This window comes from Candidatus Harpocratesius sp., assembly GCF_054039255.1.
The window spans coordinates 47459-65257 of the sequence record NZ_JBPLBG010000071.1 but is presented as its reverse complement, the minus strand read 5'-3'; the positions used below and the strand labels follow the sequence as shown (position 1 = coordinate 65257).

Here is a 17799-nt window from a genome sequence, read left to right as displayed (position 1 = left end):
CTTAAATTTTTGCTATTTATAATACTAATGATAAATAGATATTATTATTACTGCTAATAGACCTAAGATTATTATTATACTCCATGCTCTAACAAGACCTTTTTTACGTTCTTTTAAAAAGCAATCTAAACAATAAAAATATTTACGCATATGATAAGCATGCTTAGAACATATCGGTTCTCCACAAATATGGCAAATTACTGTTGTTTCTTTATTGCAATTCTTACACTTCATACTTAAAAGAGTAAAAAATAGCATTAAAATTATCCGATCTCAATGAAATTTCAAAATCATTATTTTTTAAGATTTAAGAAAATGTATATTTTTTTTAGTATGTACTCGATAAAGTTGTGTGAGGGGATTTAATTGGCTAAAAATCAAATATTAATTATCTTTGCTCTTTTCATATTCTCATTTATTTTTAGCTTATTTGTATCTCCTATTTTTTTTATTTTGCTGATTTTACTTTTAATTTATATCAGTTGGGACATATATGACGATCAATTGTCAGAAAAGGAGAAAATGCAAGAAAAACATGATTATCCATTGTTATATGATCCTAATTACCATCTAATTATTGAATAATCAATTTAGAATATCTAACTAATTATTAATCATATTTATTTTTGTTAATACTTGAACCAAGGAAATAATAAATATATTTCTGAGCTTGATGTTATGTATGAATAATACCTTTGAAATTTCCAATCCACTCCTTCCAAATGTATTAAAAAGAACGAAAGGAGCTTCAGATCAATATTGTAGTTTTGAGGGAACTTGGAAGATACAATCAAATTCAGGTTCTCCAAATTTAGTTGAACATATAAAATCAGTATTATTACAAGTAAGCTCACAATTCACCTATCAATGGAATTTAGAATCAACTCCTGAAAAATCCACATTAAATTTTCGTAATGATCTTGGTTATTTCCAACCGAGAAATCCGCTTTATATATTAATTCATCCAGAGACACTTACGATAAATCCTCAATTAATAATAGGAAAAATAAAATGGCTTCATTTTTGGAACATTCATGATTTTCGAGCAACAGATGAATATCATTTAATCATTGGAAAGTTTATTCAAATTAGTAGTCGTACTGAACGAGGTTTATTTTATGGATTAAACTCTCTCTATCAATTAATTAAGTTTACAAATAATGCAATTCCATTTCAAACAATTCATGATGTTCCCAAAATAGGTGTTAGAGCCATAGAAATAAATTGGATGGGTCCAGAACTTCAACCAACGTTTATTAAATATATACTCAAACTTATAGGATTCCATAAAATTAACAGTATTATTATATCAAGTGAAAAGAATATACCTAGTAAGCAATTTGAACTAGAGTTTACAAATAATTACCTTTCATTTGGGAGTGAAATTGCTTCAGCTCAAGAATTTGAACGCAGTTCCTTTGATATTCAAAGTTTAAATCTTAAAGGAATATTTAATTGGATAAAAATTGGTTTTTTCCCGATTATTTCATATGATATCTTATTTAAAGCCGCATGTTTATGGGAAGGGAGAAAAATTCCTGAGGTTTCATTTATTCCCCGATTTTGGAGAAATCTTTTCTTTGATAAACTAAATGAAGATCAATATAAATTCCTAAATGATTCCAAATTACCCATTTGTTTCTCAAATGTAGTCACAATATTAGAAAAGATACCAATTACTGAAAATACCCTTCCTTTTGCAAGTTTTCTAGTAAATCAATATGATTCTCTCAAAGCAGTTTTGAAAAAAAATCAAGATGATTTTAAACAATTACGAGAATCCTTAATAAGCTTTAAACAATCTAAAATCCATCACTTTGAATATTTTGAATTTTATATTCTAATGTTGGATGTGATTGAGAAAATTATCGAATTGATGGATATTCAGCAGCAATATCAATCCACTTTACATTTGATTTTTCAATCTGATAATTATGATAATCTTCAATCATCAATATTTGCAGATTTTTCTTTTGTTGCGGACGATATTTTACGAATCTTGAAGAATCTTACAACTCAATTATCAAATAAAAGCCAGTGGTTTCTCATTCCAAATTCAAGTAAAATATATAAAAATCTCTTTGGATTGAAACAATTTCAAGAACAAATTAAAGAATTAAGCGTTTCTATTCAAGGATTTCTTCAATATCAATCCAAATTATTCCAAAGTTTAAAAGAATTTCGTAATTTGTTAAAATAAAGAGTGAAGTTTTTTTTCATTTTTTTTATTATAGGCATAATATCTTTTAGAAATATTATGTTATATTATTTAATTATGACAGTATTAAATTCTTCAAAAAAGATTTTATATTTTCAGAGGAAAATTGAGACCCAATCTATGAATATGGTTGAGTTATTGGAATTTTTTTCCCATTGCGAACAATGGGCAAATTCTTCTGAAGAATTTTTTGAAGAATTCGAGGATGTTGAATTAACGGTAATTATTAAATACAATAAATTAGAATCTGATAATTCTAATAATTCTCAAAAATCAGATAATGTCTGTAGAACGCTAGTTTTCGAAATTAATTATGGAAAATTAAAATTTCGAGAAATATCTCAGCAATTTGAATTGTTTTTGATCGAGAGTAAGTATTCCACTCCAAAAATTGAAATCCAGAGTTCAGAAGAAGATTTAATCGAAACTTTTAATGGAAATATTGATCCTTGGAGAGCTATAATGAGCGGGGATGTAAAACTCTCTGGAGATATTGAAGCTTTAATCATCTTTGAAAAGTTATTTTCTGTATTTTATGAATTTGTAGGTTTATAACTAAAAAATAAAAAAGGATTATAAAAATTTTATTTTATTAATTCTCGATATAATCACGAACTGAATAAGCTGCACTTACTGCTTGAGCTGCTGCGGTAATTACCTGTTTTTCCCGTATATCGGTTACATCCCCAGCTGCAAATATTCCAGGAACATTCGTTTGAGCAAATTTATCTACAAGAATTTCTCCTTTTTCGTTTAGGTTAACACCTAAATCTTTTACTAAATCGCTTTGTGGAATTTCTCCGATTTCAATAAAGACAGCGTCCGTTGGAAAAATAGTACCATCATGAAATTCAACTGCTTCGACTTTATCCTTTCCAATTATTCTCTTTAAGGTTGTATTAGTAATAATCTCAATCTTTTCATTTTCATTAACACGCTGTGTGTTAATGGGTTCAGAGCGAATTTTATCTCTACGATAAACAATATAGACTTTCTTTCCAAATTTTGAAAGAAAAAGTGCTTCAACAGCAGCGCTATCAGATCCTCCAACAACGATTATCGTTTTATCTCTAAAGAAAGGGCCATCACAAGTTGCGCAATAGCTTACTCCTCTTCCATGAAATTCTTCTTCACCTGGAATATTAAGCTTGCGATATTTACCACCTGTTGCCACAATAACGGCACATGATTCGTATTTTTCTCCTCCAGATGCTGTAACCACAAATTTTCCTTCGGCTTCTTTTTCGATTTTAGTTACAGTTTCGAAAATATATGGAATATTAAAATGTTCATAATGTTTTTGAAAGGCATCCATTAAATCAAAACCAGAAACATCGAAAAAGCCTGGATAATTCTCAATTAAGTAAGTCCTGGATATGGCACCACCATATTCTTGACCAATGATTAAAGTTTTAAAATCGAATCGGTGGGTGTATATTGCAGCGGAAACTGCTGCCGGACCCCCACCAATTATTATAACGTGATAACTATTCGGTTTAGAAACATCACAAGATTTTGACATGATTGATTTCAACTCAAGATATTGAAGAATTCAAGGAATATAAAATTTGTGCAAAAATAATGCACAACTATCTTCTTCTTCTTCCCTTGTTGAATAAGAGATCTTACTTGTAGACTTAAATTTTTTTAGTTGATGATAGAACAAAAATTTTATCGGCTCTTATGATTTATTAAATCTATGGAAATGGAATCACTGATTGATAAAATTAAAACTTTAAAATGTCAAAAACAAGTCTCAATCTTTGCTCACTATTATCAACCCATTGAAATTCAAAAATTGGCAGATTTTATTGGTGACTCCCTTGGATTGGCTAAAATTGCTCGGCAACAAAAAGATAGTAAGTATATTATTTTAGCTGGTGTTCATTTTATGGCAGAAACCGCTTCAATTTTGAATCGAAATAAAGTTATCTTATCTCCTAATTTTGAAGCAGGTTGCCCTTTAGCAAGTTTTATTGATCCTAAAATAATAAATGAATTTAAGATGAAATATCCTAAATCTCCACTAATTGTCTATGTAAACACCACAGCAGAAACTAAAGCAAATTCTGATGTGTGTTGTACTTCATCTAATTCTCTTAAAGTAATAGAAAATGTAGCAAAAAATTGGAAAACTGATACCATTTTGTTTGGGCCTGATAAAAATCTCGCAAATTTTGTTCGAAATCGAACTTCTTTAAATATAATTACTGTTCCTGAAAAGGGAAATTGTCCGATCCATAATTTCTTATCAATAAAAGATATTGAAAGAGAAAGGAAAAATCATCCTGGAGCTTCCATCTTAGTTCATCCAGAATCACCTTTGGAAGTCCAAAATGAAGCAGACTTTATCGGTTCAACTTCACAAATGCTTCAATATACTAAAGATAATCCAAATTCAAATGGTTTTATCATAGGTACCGAAATTGGATTGATTGAACACTTACGATGGAAAAATCCAGAACAATCTTATTTTCCTCTTAATAAATATGCTATTTGTAAAAATATGAAAAAAATTAACTTAAAAAACCTCTTTGAGACTTTGGATGCAATTGGAACCCCTTCTCAATCAAAATATGAGATAAAAGTTCTAGAAAAATGTGCAGATATGGCCATAGTTCCATTAGAACGTATGCTTCAATATTCTTAATATTATTAGGAGTATATTTCGATGATATCTTTTAGTATTAATTTTGAAATGGTATTTGTTATTCATATGCAAAGTAAACAAATAATTTTTTATCGAAAAAATGAATCAATCCCTTTAAATACTAAATTGCTCGAAAAAGTTCAGATAATGGTTCAAGATAATCAAATACTTAAAGATTCCCCTTTGAATGCAATAAAACCTTTTGATCTTGAAGATAAAAAAGGGATTTTTTGGATAGGAAAGTTTACATTAATCGCGTTGATATTAAATCAAAATTCTAGCCCTATGGAAAAAGAAATGCTACATACATATGGTATTAGGTTGGAATCCCGGTTTTCATCAGAGTTACAAGGTCTTTATTCCACATTTTTAGGAAATATTGATATATTTTTACAGGATTTACCTACACGACCTAATTTAAAAAAAATTACAGATGAAATCTTTCATATTGATTTCACTTATCCATATACTGTAAATTTAAATGAAAATACAAAACCAATTTCAAATATTGAGAATGAAGTATTAAAATTTGCAGCAAAGAAAGTTCAAGAGCAGAAATTTGTTTATCTTCACCAGATTATTTCATTTTTTGAGCAAAATTTTCCGTTATTGAAATTACAAATTCAAGAATCAATCTATAATTTAATTAATATGGGTATTTTAGAAAAAACGAGAATAAAAAATGATATATTTGTAAATTAAAATAAATTTGTTTAAATTAGAAAGAAAAACTAAGATTTTTTATTAAACACGAGCAAGATCTTTATAGAGTTTAGGGATAATTTCTTTATATTTGTTATTTTCTATATTTCCCAAAATATTTGCTGCAATTTTATTTAGTATTTTTCTGTATTTAGATACTTGCTCATCTCTGCGCAATAAAAGTGCAACAACATAATTCTCAACTTCAATATATTTTTCTCCTAAACCAGAAAAAAATGAGACAACTTTATGATTTTTAAAGGTTAAGGACGAAAATCCTGGTGTTAGCGAAGAATATCGATGGGCAGAATAAATTTGAGTGAGTAAATTGTTTGTGACTTTCAAGTTTTCGGGATAACTAGCAAGTAAAACTGGACCAACTTCATTATCCCAGCGTAAGATAAGAATTCCTAACGGCAAATTTAATTATCTCCTTTTTAATAGTGGTATTTGATATGAATCAAAAAATCATATCTATTGATCTAAATCAGTTATTGAAACATAAAAGCCTTATGTAATTTCATTTACCAATTTCTGAATATAAGATAGAAAAATAAAAAAGTATTTAGAATGGATGAACCAATCGAACTTTTCCGTTACCTAAATCTTCAAAAAGACCTACTTTCACAAATTGATCAATATATTTCTTCACTGTAACAGTAGGGAGTCCTAAAGCACCTTTTAATAACTCTACATTCATCTCTCCAACATCTTTTACTAACAAAAAGCATTTAAAGAGAGGCTCTTGTTCAAAAAGTGTTAATAATCCATCTATATTTTGAATTTTTCCCAAATTTTTTTCTCGGAATTCAATCATATCCTTATTCTCTGATTCGTATTTAGAAAGTTTTTCTTCTAATTTTTCTTTTTCAGAGACTACTTGTTCATATTTTTTTAATAATTCTTCTTGTTTTATTTTTAAGTCTGAAAAACGTTTTTCAGCTAATGAAGTTTTCTTTTCAAAATCTTGAAATTGAAGTTTATAATCGATAATATCTGATTCTAATTTATCCGTTTTTTCTAAAAGTTCTGATTTTTCTTTAAAATGTTCTTCTTTCAATTGCATAATACGTTCTTCATTGCGTTTTTTAATTTCTTGAATTTCTTCTTGTAAATTATTTATTTTAGTTTCATAATTAGATTTCATATTGTCGATTTCAGCAAATTCAGATTGATACTTAGTTAATTTCATTTCAAGTTCATGGTTTTTCTCTGTTAGAGAATGAATTTCATCCTGTAATTGTTTTGTTTCTTTTCTGAATTCTAATTCCATCTTTCCAATACGCGCTTGATATTCATCTTTTGTAGAAAGTGTTTGACTCCTTAGTTCTTTAGTTCTTTCTTCAAAATCTCGCTCCATTTTTTCAATACGCGCCTTGTATTCATCTTCAGTTTCCATAAATTGTCGTAAACGTGCTTGTACTCTTTGGGCAAATTCTTCTTCCATTTTTTGTAAATTTTCTTGAGTTCGATCATTAGCCATTTTTAATTCTTGAATTTCGCGATCTTTTGCACTAATTATTCCTTGTTGCTCAATCAATTTGGACTTTAATTCACCTACTTGCGTAATATATGTGTTTAAATGTTGATTAAATCCATCAATTTGCATTTGAGTATTTTTTAATTGAGCTTCTTGTTGTGCAATAGTAGCATAGGCCATTTCTAGTTGATTGTCTTTTTCATTTAACTCAGCCCGCATTTCGCCAACCATACGTTTTAAAGCTTCAACATCTGCAGGTAAATCATACATATTGCTGATTCGGCTTTGTAATTCGTCAATTAATTTTTGCTGTTCTGCCATCTCATTTTTTTGTTTTACAATTAATTGCTTTAACCGATCAATTTGTGCTTGTTTTTGTGCAATTTCTAATTCTTCCTGCCCAATACTATCAATTATGTTCTCTAAATCCTTATCGCCCATTTTCTTTCCTCAACTAGTATTTTTCTTCAATTAAAGTCTTAAGAATCACAATATTTAATAGCTTATAAATGTGTGAATATCTATTATATAACTGTCGATTACTAAATAATAATATTCATCTATTCCTTTAACTTAATTCATTAGAAAATGGATTGAAAAAAATGCCAGGTAAAACTGAAACAAGGAACGAATTTGATTGGGATGGAGTGGTAACCCAAATACATGATATCATTGGTTCTAATACTGCTATTTTTAACAAATATGGGATAATTTTAGCTTCAAAAATCTCTCAATTTGAGAAAGGAAGTCTTATATCTCCAACCATTTTAGATTTTATAGATCGAAAACAGAATTTGATTCGAGAATTACAAGTTCAAAATATCGAGTGTATTGTATTAGAAGGAGACAAAGAGAATATTGTCTTTACATTTGGTGAAAATTATAATTTGATGAGCAATATTCCAAAGAATGTAGATTTGGCAAAATATATGCCAAGTATTACCAGTTTTTTACGCACTCTTCACAAAACTGCACCCAGCAATGTTCATCAGACTTCATTTAAATTACTTTCATTAGAAGATGAATTTGAAGAAATGAAAAATAGCACAGAAGAGCAAGTTGGGAAAGAGCGATTTCCCATTTTTAAACATCTTATTAAATATTTGGCAAAAAAATAATGTATCCTTTTGGTATTTTTTATCAATCGAATACATATAAATTTAGGAGAACTCTCATTAACTTATATCGAATTATATCTGTTTTACTCGTTTAAAAAAAATTACATAAAAATTATTTAAATAAAATTTAACACGAGGATTATAAATGCTACGACAAGTTTTCATCACAAAAAATGGAGAAATTATCTTCAGGCGTGATTTTGGAAAAGCACTTGATTTAGAAGGTTTTAATCAAGCTTATAAACAAATTATAAAAGAAGCATCTAAAATTGGGGCAGATAAAACTAAATACCATGATTATTTTCAATATCGTATTGGATATCTCACAGAACCAGAGAAAAATATCATCTTCTTTTTCGTTTCAGATCTCTCTGACAAATTTGCAAATATTCAAAAAGAACTTGAACGATGTCGAAAAGAATTTCTCGATATGTTTGGGCCTATCCTGGATGATCAAATCGATGAAGATACATTTGAGATTTTTGATCCTACTATTGAACTAATTCATAAAAATTTACGCCCAAAAATTTCTTTAGTTGGTTTTTCTGGTGTTGGTAAAACTACAATCACTCGTTTAATCACTGCTCAAGATATTCCGATGGAACATGTGCCTACCATAACTGGGGATATCGGAACAATAAAAATTGGCAAACTCCATTTTCATCTATGGGATTTTGCGGGCCAAGAGCAATTTTCATTTTTATGGAATAATTTTATCAAAGGATCTGATGCTGTCTTGTTAATTACTGATTCTACCTTGGAGAACTGCGAAAAAAGCCGATATTTCACCGAGCTTATTAAGAAAGAAGCACCTTATGCACACACTGCTTGTATTGGTAACAAACAAGATCTACCCGAGGCGATGCCAATTGCAGATATCGAGCGAATTTTAGGAATGAAAGCTTATTCAATGATTGCAGTTGATCCTGATAATCGGGATAAGATGATTACAATCATTGCTGATGTTTTAGAGATGTCTGGTGAAGTTTCTCCATTATTAAAACCTTTAATTCAGCGAGATAAAATAATGAAACAAGCAGAAGAAGCACTTGAAGAGGGGAATTTTCAGCAGGCTTTGCATTTATTTGAAGAATTAGCAGATCTTAGTTTAGAATTAGGTGATGACAGGGTAAGTCAAGATTTTCATGAAAAAGCAATGAAAATTAAGGCAATTCTTCAGCAATTTGAACCAAAAAGCGATAAAAAAGAGAGTTTAGAAGTTAAATCAGTTACTTCTCAAAAGCAAAAAGAAGAAAAAACGATTCCAAAAGAATCAGTTACTCCTCCACCGGCACCTAAAACATCAGTTACTCCTCCGCCGGCACCTAAAACATTAGTTACTCCTCCACCGGCACCTAAAACATCAGTTACTCCTCCGCCGGCACCTAAAACATCAGTTACTCCTCCGCCAAAACCAAAAGCAATTCCTGTAGATCAGACAGATCTTCAAATATCAAAAGGAGTAAATATTCCAAAATCTAAATCGACTTCAACTAATAAAGAAGATAAGTTAGAACAATTATTAGAACAAGCCAAAGCAAAAAAATTGAAAAAACAAGTAGCACAAAACCACATCCAAGAAATTCAAAAAGAAGCATTGGATCAATCAATTAAAAGCCCAATTCCGCCATTATCTGCCCCTAATTCAACTTCTAGGTCTTCGAATCTCAGTGTCCCATCACCCAAAATTGTATCTCAACCTCCTCCTTCAAATGATCAATCATCTACAAAGAGTGATATGCGAGCATTAATTACAGATTTAAAGATTAAGGTGGCAAATGTAAATAAAACTTTGCTTGATATGGAAATGCAGAATATTACTGGAGAGCTTTCAGATGATGAATTTGCAAACAAGTCAAAACGACTTGAATCAGTAAAAGCTCGACTTGAAAAGCAAATTCAAGAATTAGAAGAAATTTAAGAATTTATTTTTCCATATTTTGATATTTTTTTGTAGTTTTCTTTTGTTATTTTCTATAATTAAAAAAAATTAAGAAAAGAATCTTTCTTTTATTTAAATTACGAATAAGTTTCTTTTAAGCAAAATGTTAAATTATTTCTTCAAAAATCTCTTTAATATTAATATTTTTAAAGATATTTTCTGGATTGATTTCTTTTTCATCAATATCTGGTGTTTGTATGATTACTCCTAAATCGACTAATTTTTGAAATTTAATAATGTTAAAATCAGATTTATTTGATGAATCAGCATCTTTCTGTTCTTGATTTGAAATTTCTTTATCTCCATTTAGAGAATTGTCTGAATTTAATAAATTGGATCTTTTCTTAAAAATGTTTGATAAGAGTCTCTTTTTTCTCTTATTTTTTTTTTCATTTTGATCTGGATTAGAAACATCTTCTAATTTTTCAAATCCATCAGGATCTATTAATTTTTTGTTATATAGATAACATTCCAGGAGATCATCATATAAAAACATTGGAACAAATGCTTTTTGTATTGTTTTCATTCGTTTTGAATCAAAAATATCTGTTTGAATTATATCAGGAAATATATAATCTCCTTTTTTTTTATAGAGATTTTTTAATCTCGTTTTTTTTTTGTAATCAAATGAAATTTTATTTTCAGTGAATTTTGTATTACAATATTCAATAATTTCATCAATATGACCAACTAATGCATGCTTAAAATCATTTTCTTCTAAAGATCGAATATAAGCATTTAAATAAGAATCAAGAATAAAAGACAAATCTTCACTATAAGAATGAATCTTGGATACTAACTTTTTAGATTCTTTCCACCAAATTTCAATAAGATCGAAGGATAATTGCTTAAAAAATAGTGTTCTATATTTTTGTTCTGTATATTTAAGCAAGTTTGTAATTAACAATGAATATAACTTTGAATAATCATATGAAAAGTATTTATTTTGAAAAGAAATTATGCTTTTTTTATGAGGAAAAATGAATAAAGTAGGTAGTTTTGATAAAATTCGATCAATTCTAATAGGCATTGGTAGAATTGGAGATGAAAAATTCGGACTTTCAATTTGATCGATAAAAAAAATCATTGGAGCTGCTTCATTTTTTCTATGAATTAGTTTTGGTTTTGCTGTACTTCGATTCAACATATAAAATCATTCCAATACTTAAAAAAATTGAAAATAAGAAAAAGAATTATAAAAAAAAAGAAGAAATTTATTAATATTAAATTTCATCTCGACCAAATTGCCAGCACCAGATGTGATGGGTCTCTGAAAGAGCAGTTTCTTCTGGTTCTTTTTTATTGCACTCTGGTAACATTTTAGCTTGACATCTTGGATGGAATGAACATCCACTTGGAGGATTTGATGGTGAAGGAATTTCACCTTCTAAAATGATTTTTTCTTGTAATTCACTTTTGCTAACTGCTGGTCTGGCAGATAAAAGTGCTTGGGTATATGGATGTTGATTATTGTAGAAAATATCTTCAATATTACCAGTTTCTACAAATTTACCAAGATACATTACACCAATTCTGTGACCAATATGGTGAATTACTGAAAGATCATGTGTTATAAATATATATGCCAAGTTAAGATTCTTTTGCAATTCTTGCAACAAATTTAAAATTTGGGCTTGAACTGAGACATCTAATGCAGAAGTGGGTTCATCCAATACAATTACATCTGGATTACATGCCAGTGCTTTTGCAATAACAATTCTTTGTTTTTGACCACCTGAGAATTCGTGTGGATAACGATCCAAGTGTTCTGCCTTAAGGGAAACTTGAGTCATTAATTCAAGAACTCTCTGACGTAAATCGACCTTATCTGTAATTCCTAAAAGATTTTTTAATGGTTCTCCGATAATATCAACAATTTTCATCCGTGGATTTAATGATGCATCAGGATCTTGAAATACCATTTGGATTTTTTGTCGAATTTTCCTTTTTTTATTTAGTTGATTTTGGATTTCTTCGTTTTTATATCTGATTGTTCCACCACTAGTTTTAACTAAATTTAGAATTGCTTTAGCAATAGTGGTTTTTCCACATCCACTTTCTCCTACAATTCCTAATGTTTCATTAGGATATAATTTAAAGCTTACTCCACGAACAGCTCGTACTGTTCCAATTTTTCGCATGAATAAGCCCCCAATTATAGGATACTCAACTTCTAAATTTTCAACTGTTAATACAGGTTCATTTGATTCTATTTCATCAATTTGTACATTTGATATTGATTCTGTCATTATATTGTTGCCTCCAATCTTTCTTCATCTGTGAGTGATCTATAGAGATCAGAATCAGATTTGTCTTTATCATATAAATGACAAGCAACTTGAACTGCATTATTCAATGGAATTAAATCTGGTCTGATTTCTTGACATATTTTCATTGCATGAGGACATCTTGGATGAAATCGGCATCCACTGGGGGGGTAAATAAGGTTTGGAACCATTCCCTTTATGATAGCTAATTTATGTTTCCGTGATTCAGGTGTTACTTTTGGAATTGCTGCAAGAAGTCCTTTAGTATATGGGTGTTGTGGATTTTCAAATATATCTTCAACAGTTCCGTATTCAACAATATTTCCAGAGTACATAACTGCAACTCGATCACACAATTCAAAAATCACCCCTAATGAATGAGTGATAAACAAAACTGAATTATGAAGTCGATTTTTTAATTCTCGAATCATGTCTAAGATTTGTGCCTGAATAGTAACATCTAATGCTGTAGTAGGTTCATCACAAATTAACAATTTTGAATTGCATGCTAAACCCATAGCAATCATTATTCGTTGTCTCATTCCTCCAGATAATTCATGTGGGTATCGATTAATCAACGAATCTGCATTGGGAAGACCAATTCGATCTAATAACTGTGAAGATTCTCGATAAGCAATATCTTTCAATGTTATTCTGCCCTTAACTTTTCGTTTCAGTGCATTTATCTGAACTTTAAGGGTTTCAGCACCTTCTTCTGATGCATTTTTTAAATCCCACTTCATTTGTTTAAGTTTTTCCTTTAAAATGCTGTTTTCTTGGCGAGCTTTTGCTAATTCTTCTTTCAGATATTCTTTCTGGTGAAGTAAGTAAACTTCTGCTAGTTGATCTCCTACTTTCATTACAGGATTCAATGAATTCATAGGATCCTGGAAAATCATAGTTATTGTATTCCCTCTATAGTGTAACATTTGATTTTCTGGTAAATCAATGAGATTGATACCTTCAAATTCGATTTGTCCGGATATTATTTTTCCAGGAGATCGAACTAATCGCAATAATGAAAGTGCAGTTACAGATTTTCCACATCCTGTTTCACCTACTAAACCCAAAATTTCATTTTTATTAATAGTAAATGAAACACCATCGACAGCTTTTACAACTCCTTCTTCAGTGAAAAAATAAGTTTTTAAATCTTTTACTTTTAAAAGAAGTTCTTTTTCTTCGCTGTTTGAGTTATCTGAATTTGTTGTATTTTTTTGAATTTCTATCATATATCATCACTATTTGTTTATTTTCTCCCTTGTAATCGAGGATCTAAAGCATCCCTTAATCCATCACCTACTAACATAAAGGCTAATACAGTCAACAGAATTCCAAATCCTGGAGTAAATGCTGCCCAAGGTGCATCATAAATATGATTTCGAGCATAGTTAATATCTGTTCCCCACTCAACCATGGGATTTTTTGTATCAGAGAATCCAAGAAATGATAGACCTGCCAAGCTTAATATAATTCCTCCAATATCAAATGTGAATGCAACGATTATTGGCGCTAAACAATTTGGAAGAATATGCTTAAACATAATTTTTAACTTATTTGCTCCTGCAACTTTAGCAGCTTCGACATAGGTTTTATTCTTTTCTTGCAATGCAGTTCCTCGAATTAATCTAGTATATCCAGGAATTCCTAAAATACCATAAGTCAGAAGGATCGTTTGCATACTCGGGTTTAATATTGATATTAAAATGATAACAATAATTAATCCTGGAAAAGCCATTATAATATCAACCATTCGCATGATTAAATTATCGATTATACCTCCTTGATAAGATGAAAATATGCCAAGTAGAGTTCCTAATGTAACACTAATGATAATTGAGAATAAACCCATAGTAAGCGATGATCTTGCACCCCAAATCAATCTGGCTAATACATCATGACCAAATTTTGCTGCTCCTAAAGGATGTAAATAATTTGGCGCAGACCATTGTGTTATTTCTTCAACAACCCCTTGAATCTCTTTTTCATAGTCAAATACTGTGATCAAAGGTGCAAAAATCGCCCAAGTAATCACAATAAATATAATAAATAACCCAAAGATAGTTAAAGGATTATTTAATTTAGTAATAAATTTTCGTTTGCTTTTAAAACGTGTCAACATTTCATTTCGTTTTTCTAATTCTCTACTTTTCATACCAGGGACGAGCAAAAATCCTAAATATTTTTGAGTTATTTCGGATATTTGTTTTCTAAAAGGTTCTGGTTTATATAATTTTGCTTCAATATTGGTTACTTTTAAATCTTTCATTCTAAATCCTCCTTAATACCGGATTCGTGGATCCACGACTCCATATAATATATCTGTTATTAAGTTTGCGAGCACGAAAATGATGGTCATTAGGAATACGCTTGCGTTGATTAAGAAATAATCTTGTTTGTTGATTGCATCAATTGTCATCATTCCCATACCATTTAAAGCGAAGGTTGTTTCTGTTAATACTGCTCCACCAAGTAATCCTGCGAAACTTAAGGTAACGATTGTAATTGTGGTAATTTGTGCGTTTCTCCAAGCATGTTTGTAGATTACTTGCCGTTCTGAACATCCTTTTGCTCGTGCAGTTCTTATATAGTCTAATTCTAACACTTCAAGCATACTTGAGCGGGTTTGCCGAGTAATACCTGCAACTGAAATGAAACTTAATGCAAAAACCGGCATTATCAAGTGTAAAACTGTATCTTTAAATACATCAATATCACCTTTGATTAACGAATCTAACAGTCGTAATCCAGTAATATCTGGTTTATATGTTATATATTGAATACCTTGATAACCAGTTGCATCTAACCAACCTAATTTCACTGCAAATATATATTGTAGAATCATTCCTAACCAGAATACAGGAATTGCAACACCTACTAATGCAAAAAATCGAATAATTGTGTCTGACCATTCATTTCGATGAACTGCAGAGAAAATTCCTGCAAAAATACCGACAACTGCTGCAATACTTACTGAGAGAATTGTTATTTCAAATGTTTTTGGGAATTTTACTGAGATTATATCCCAAACAGGAGTATCTTTTGGAAGAACTGCAATAGTATTTCCCCAATCACCTGAAAACAAATTTTTCATATATATTAAGAATTGGGTTATTATTGGATCATAATATCCCCATTTTTGTTTTTGTTGTTCAACATATATTTGTCGAGCATCAGTCATATGTTCTCCAACCATTAATGTCCATGGATCAGAAGGCATTAATCGCGATAACCAAAAAGTTAGAAACATCACTCCAAGTAATATTGGGATTAGTGCAATTATCCTTCTTATAGTATATTTTATTAAGCTCATTTGAATTTCACCTTTCATAAGAAAAAAATAACATCGCTTTTGAGACGTTTTGGATTTTGAAAAGCTTCTACGATGGAGAAAGCCCACTGAAGTTGTTTTTTTTACTTTTCACATAATTAGCTTATGATTCAATGCCAATTACAAATAATTAGTGCACTAATTGTATAACTATTAGGAAATTTGATTATTTAAATCTTTCAAAAAAATGAAAATTTGAAATTCATTTTTTTTTTTAATTTCGATCATTTAAAATATCACTGGCTTATAATATACTAAATGAAAATAGTGCAATATCTTGATTTTCTATAAAATGAATAAGATGATTGCATCTTAAAAGAGATTTAAATCTAATTTCTTTATTTTTCTTTCTTTTTAATTTAAATAATCATTAATTTGTTTTTTCTTCTATCATAGAATAAAATTTTAATTAATTGAAAACAAGATCAATTAATTTAATTTACTTGGAATTAAATGTTAAAATGATGAATATTTTAAAAGTTGAATAAAATTCACAAAAATAATAATGGAATCTTAGCCTGACTTCTTTTAAATTCTTTCAGAAATAAAATAATTCTTTTTAATTCAATTTATTAAATTATTTATATCAGATTTGTAATTTTTCTTTTTAGTGAAAATAATTTCTCATGTTATATAATATAATGAAATATAATAAAGTAGAATGAATTATCAAAAATAATTTGAGTTTTTTTGAAATAACACAATTCTATTAGTATTTGTTCCACGTCTATTATTATCAATACCCCAAATATTCGATGTTTTTGTAAAGGATTGTTGATTAACGAGAATAGCTTTTGGTAAAAATCCTGTCTTTTTGCCTATGGGAACAACAAATTCGTCTAGATTGATTTTTCCATTATTCAATTCTCCCACTTCAAAAGCGATCCAACCTTTTGGTTTTAAGATACGATAAAATTCATAAAATATTTTGGTCATTTCATTGACCCATATATCAATTGAACTCGTTATCGTAATTTTTCTAGATATTAAATCGGTATCTATCGAATTAAACCAACATCGAAGCCAATTATCACTTGAATAGTCCACAACTTTTAAAAAAGGAGGAGAAGTAACAATAAGCTGAACACTGTCATTTTCAATTTCATTTGTGTTCTTAGCGTTTTTGGATAAAAATATTCCGTTTTTACCAATCTGGGCTAGATTTTCTTTCTGGATCTTGGAAATATTCCTCATTAATGATTTTGATTTTTTGATAATTCGGGGAAAAACTTCTTTATAATCAGGAGTTTGGTTTCGTTTTTTATTTATTTTTTTCTGTTGTAATGGAGAAACTGCTTGATTTGGTGGTAAAGTATAAATTGAAAAAAAACCCTTTGAATGTCCTGTAAGCCTGTTTGTTGCAACCATCCTTATCCATCTATCAATATTATCTTCTTCTTTATTTTCTTCTCGCTTTTGAAGATATTTTTTGAGAGAAACTATCTCACTTTCTGTTTTTTTATGATAAAACATTGAAAGATCAATTTCTGCTTTTTCTGAATAATTAACTGGAATTTCCTTTAAACGATTCTGAATTTCATCAAGTTCAGGTAAAAAAAAGCGCGGACGACATAAAATTTGGCTTAAAGGATTTACATCATTTTGAATAATATTTCTTTTTAAAAGTCCTGCTTCAATGAGGGTTGTTCCTCGACCACTAAATGGATCATATACGATATCGTTTGGGTTTGAAAGTAATTTAATGAAGAATCGCGGTAATTGTGGTTTAAAACATGCTCGATAAGATATTTCATGGATAGATGATGCTTGTCTTTGTTTTGAGGTCCAAAATTCATTAACATATTTTGGAATTTGGATATTATTATGAATAAATAATTCAATTTGTGTTTTTATTACTTTACTGGATTTTGATATAGTTTTTATTTCTGTTTTTTTTTTTTTTTGAATTTTCTTATTTACAGGAATTTGTTGAGATTGATAGGAATTATTTAATGATTTATTACATTCTGTATGATTCGGCTTATTTAGCATAAAATTCTCCAAAAAATTGAATAATTCTGAATCGTGTTTAATCATTTTTGCATTCCTCAAAAAAAGAAATCACTAACATTTTAAATATAATTATTATTT

17 protein-coding genes are annotated in these 17799 nt (G+C 29.2%); 7 read left to right on the top strand and 10 right to left on the bottom strand.

Translation table 11 applies throughout. The features are described from left to right. Positions 1-24: 24 nt before the first annotated feature. Positions 25-234, bottom strand: a complete 210-nt coding sequence (locus ACXLDF_RS15545; protein ID WP_457559467.1) for a hypothetical protein — start codon at positions 232-234, stop codon at positions 25-27. Positions 235-366: 132 nt separating this feature from the next. On the opposite strand from ACXLDF_RS15545, the gene ACXLDF_RS15540 reads away from it, so the two are divergent. The 3 genes from ACXLDF_RS15540 to ACXLDF_RS15530 all read left to right on the top strand — a co-directional run bounded on the left by ACXLDF_RS15540 (position 367) and on the right by ACXLDF_RS15530 (position 2773). Beyond that, entirely contained in the window at positions 367-585 is a 219-nt protein-coding gene (locus ACXLDF_RS15540) for a hypothetical protein (protein ID WP_457559466.1), read from the top strand. Between the two features lie 97 nt (positions 586-682). Next, complete coding sequence (locus ACXLDF_RS15535) at positions 683-2200, top strand: glycoside hydrolase family 20 zincin-like fold domain-containing protein (RefSeq protein WP_457559465.1); 1518 nt, start codon at positions 683-685, stop codon at positions 2198-2200. 75 nt (positions 2201-2275) lie between these two features. After that, the gene (locus tag ACXLDF_RS15530; protein WP_457559464.1) at positions 2276-2773 is read left to right on the top strand and encodes an SCP2 sterol-binding domain-containing protein; all 498 of its coding nucleotides are present in this window, start codon (positions 2276-2278) and stop codon (positions 2771-2773) included. 37 nt (positions 2774-2810) lie between these two features. Here ACXLDF_RS15530 and ACXLDF_RS15525 read toward each other — a convergent pair whose 3' ends face one another. Beyond that, a complete protein-coding gene (locus ACXLDF_RS15525; protein WP_457559463.1) occupies positions 2811-3740 on the bottom strand; it encodes an NAD(P)/FAD-dependent oxidoreductase in 930 nt (309 codons plus the stop codon). A gap of 177 nt (positions 3741-3917) precedes the next feature. On the opposite strand from ACXLDF_RS15525, the gene nadA reads away from it, so the two are divergent. Beyond that, entirely contained in the window at positions 3918-4868 is a 951-nt protein-coding gene (gene nadA, locus ACXLDF_RS15520; protein WP_457559462.1) for a quinolinate synthase NadA, read from the top strand. A 21-nt stretch (positions 4869-4889) separates the two neighbouring features. Further along, positions 4890-5570 carry a hypothetical protein gene (locus ACXLDF_RS15515; protein ID WP_457559461.1) on the top strand — a complete coding sequence of 227 codons (681 nt, stop codon included), beginning with the start codon at positions 4890-4892 and terminating at the stop codon, positions 5568-5570. A 42-nt stretch (positions 5571-5612) separates the two neighbouring features. Here ACXLDF_RS15515 and ACXLDF_RS15510 read toward each other — a convergent pair whose 3' ends face one another. Beyond that, the gene (locus tag ACXLDF_RS15510) at positions 5613-5990 is read right to left on the bottom strand and encodes a chorismate mutase family protein (RefSeq protein ID WP_457559460.1); all 378 of its coding nucleotides are present in this window, start codon (positions 5988-5990) and stop codon (positions 5613-5615) included. A 145-nt stretch (positions 5991-6135) separates the two neighbouring features. Continuing rightward, positions 6136-7491 carry a coiled-coil domain-containing protein gene (locus ACXLDF_RS15505; protein WP_457559459.1) on the bottom strand — a complete coding sequence of 452 codons (1356 nt, stop codon included), beginning with the start codon at positions 7489-7491 and terminating at the stop codon, positions 6136-6138. A 161-nt stretch (positions 7492-7652) separates the two neighbouring features. On the opposite strand from ACXLDF_RS15505, the gene ACXLDF_RS15500 reads away from it, so the two are divergent. Next, positions 7653-8168: a hypothetical protein gene (locus ACXLDF_RS15500; protein ID WP_457559458.1), complete on the top strand. Its 516-nt coding sequence runs from the start codon at positions 7653-7655 to the stop codon at positions 8166-8168. A gap of 145 nt (positions 8169-8313) precedes the next feature. Continuing rightward, entirely contained in the window at positions 8314-10089 is a 1776-nt protein-coding gene (locus ACXLDF_RS15495; RefSeq protein WP_457559457.1) for an ADP-ribosylation factor-like protein, read from the top strand. 127 nt (positions 10090-10216) lie between these two features. Here ACXLDF_RS15495 and ACXLDF_RS15490 read toward each other — a convergent pair whose 3' ends face one another. The 6 genes from ACXLDF_RS15490 to ACXLDF_RS15465 form a co-directional block, all read right to left on the bottom strand. Then, positions 10217-11257, bottom strand: a complete 1041-nt coding sequence (locus tag ACXLDF_RS15490; protein WP_457559456.1) for a hypothetical protein — start codon at positions 11255-11257, stop codon at positions 10217-10219. Positions 11258-11333: 76 nt separating this feature from the next. Continuing rightward, positions 11334-12359, bottom strand: a complete 1026-nt coding sequence (locus tag ACXLDF_RS15485) for an ABC transporter ATP-binding protein (protein WP_457559455.1) — start codon at positions 12357-12359, stop codon at positions 11334-11336. Further along, the gene (locus ACXLDF_RS15480) at positions 12359-13609 is read right to left on the bottom strand and encodes an ABC transporter ATP-binding protein (protein WP_457559454.1); all 1251 of its coding nucleotides are present in this window, start codon (positions 13607-13609) and stop codon (positions 12359-12361) included. Before ACXLDF_RS15480 ends, ACXLDF_RS15485 begins: the two co-directional genes overlap by 1 nt. A gap of 17 nt (positions 13610-13626) precedes the next feature. Beyond that, complete coding sequence (locus ACXLDF_RS15475) at positions 13627-14646, bottom strand: ABC transporter permease (protein WP_457559453.1); 1020 nt, start codon at positions 14644-14646, stop codon at positions 13627-13629. A 12-nt stretch (positions 14647-14658) separates the two neighbouring features. After that, positions 14659-15690 carry an ABC transporter permease gene (locus tag ACXLDF_RS15470; protein ID WP_457559452.1) on the bottom strand — a complete coding sequence of 344 codons (1032 nt, stop codon included), beginning with the start codon at positions 15688-15690 and terminating at the stop codon, positions 14659-14661. Positions 15691-16377: 687 nt separating this feature from the next. Beyond that, positions 16378-17745 carry a DNA methyltransferase gene (locus tag ACXLDF_RS15465; RefSeq protein ID WP_457559451.1) on the bottom strand — a complete coding sequence of 456 codons (1368 nt, stop codon included), beginning with the start codon at positions 17743-17745 and terminating at the stop codon, positions 16378-16380. Positions 17746-17799: the final 54 nt, after the last annotated feature.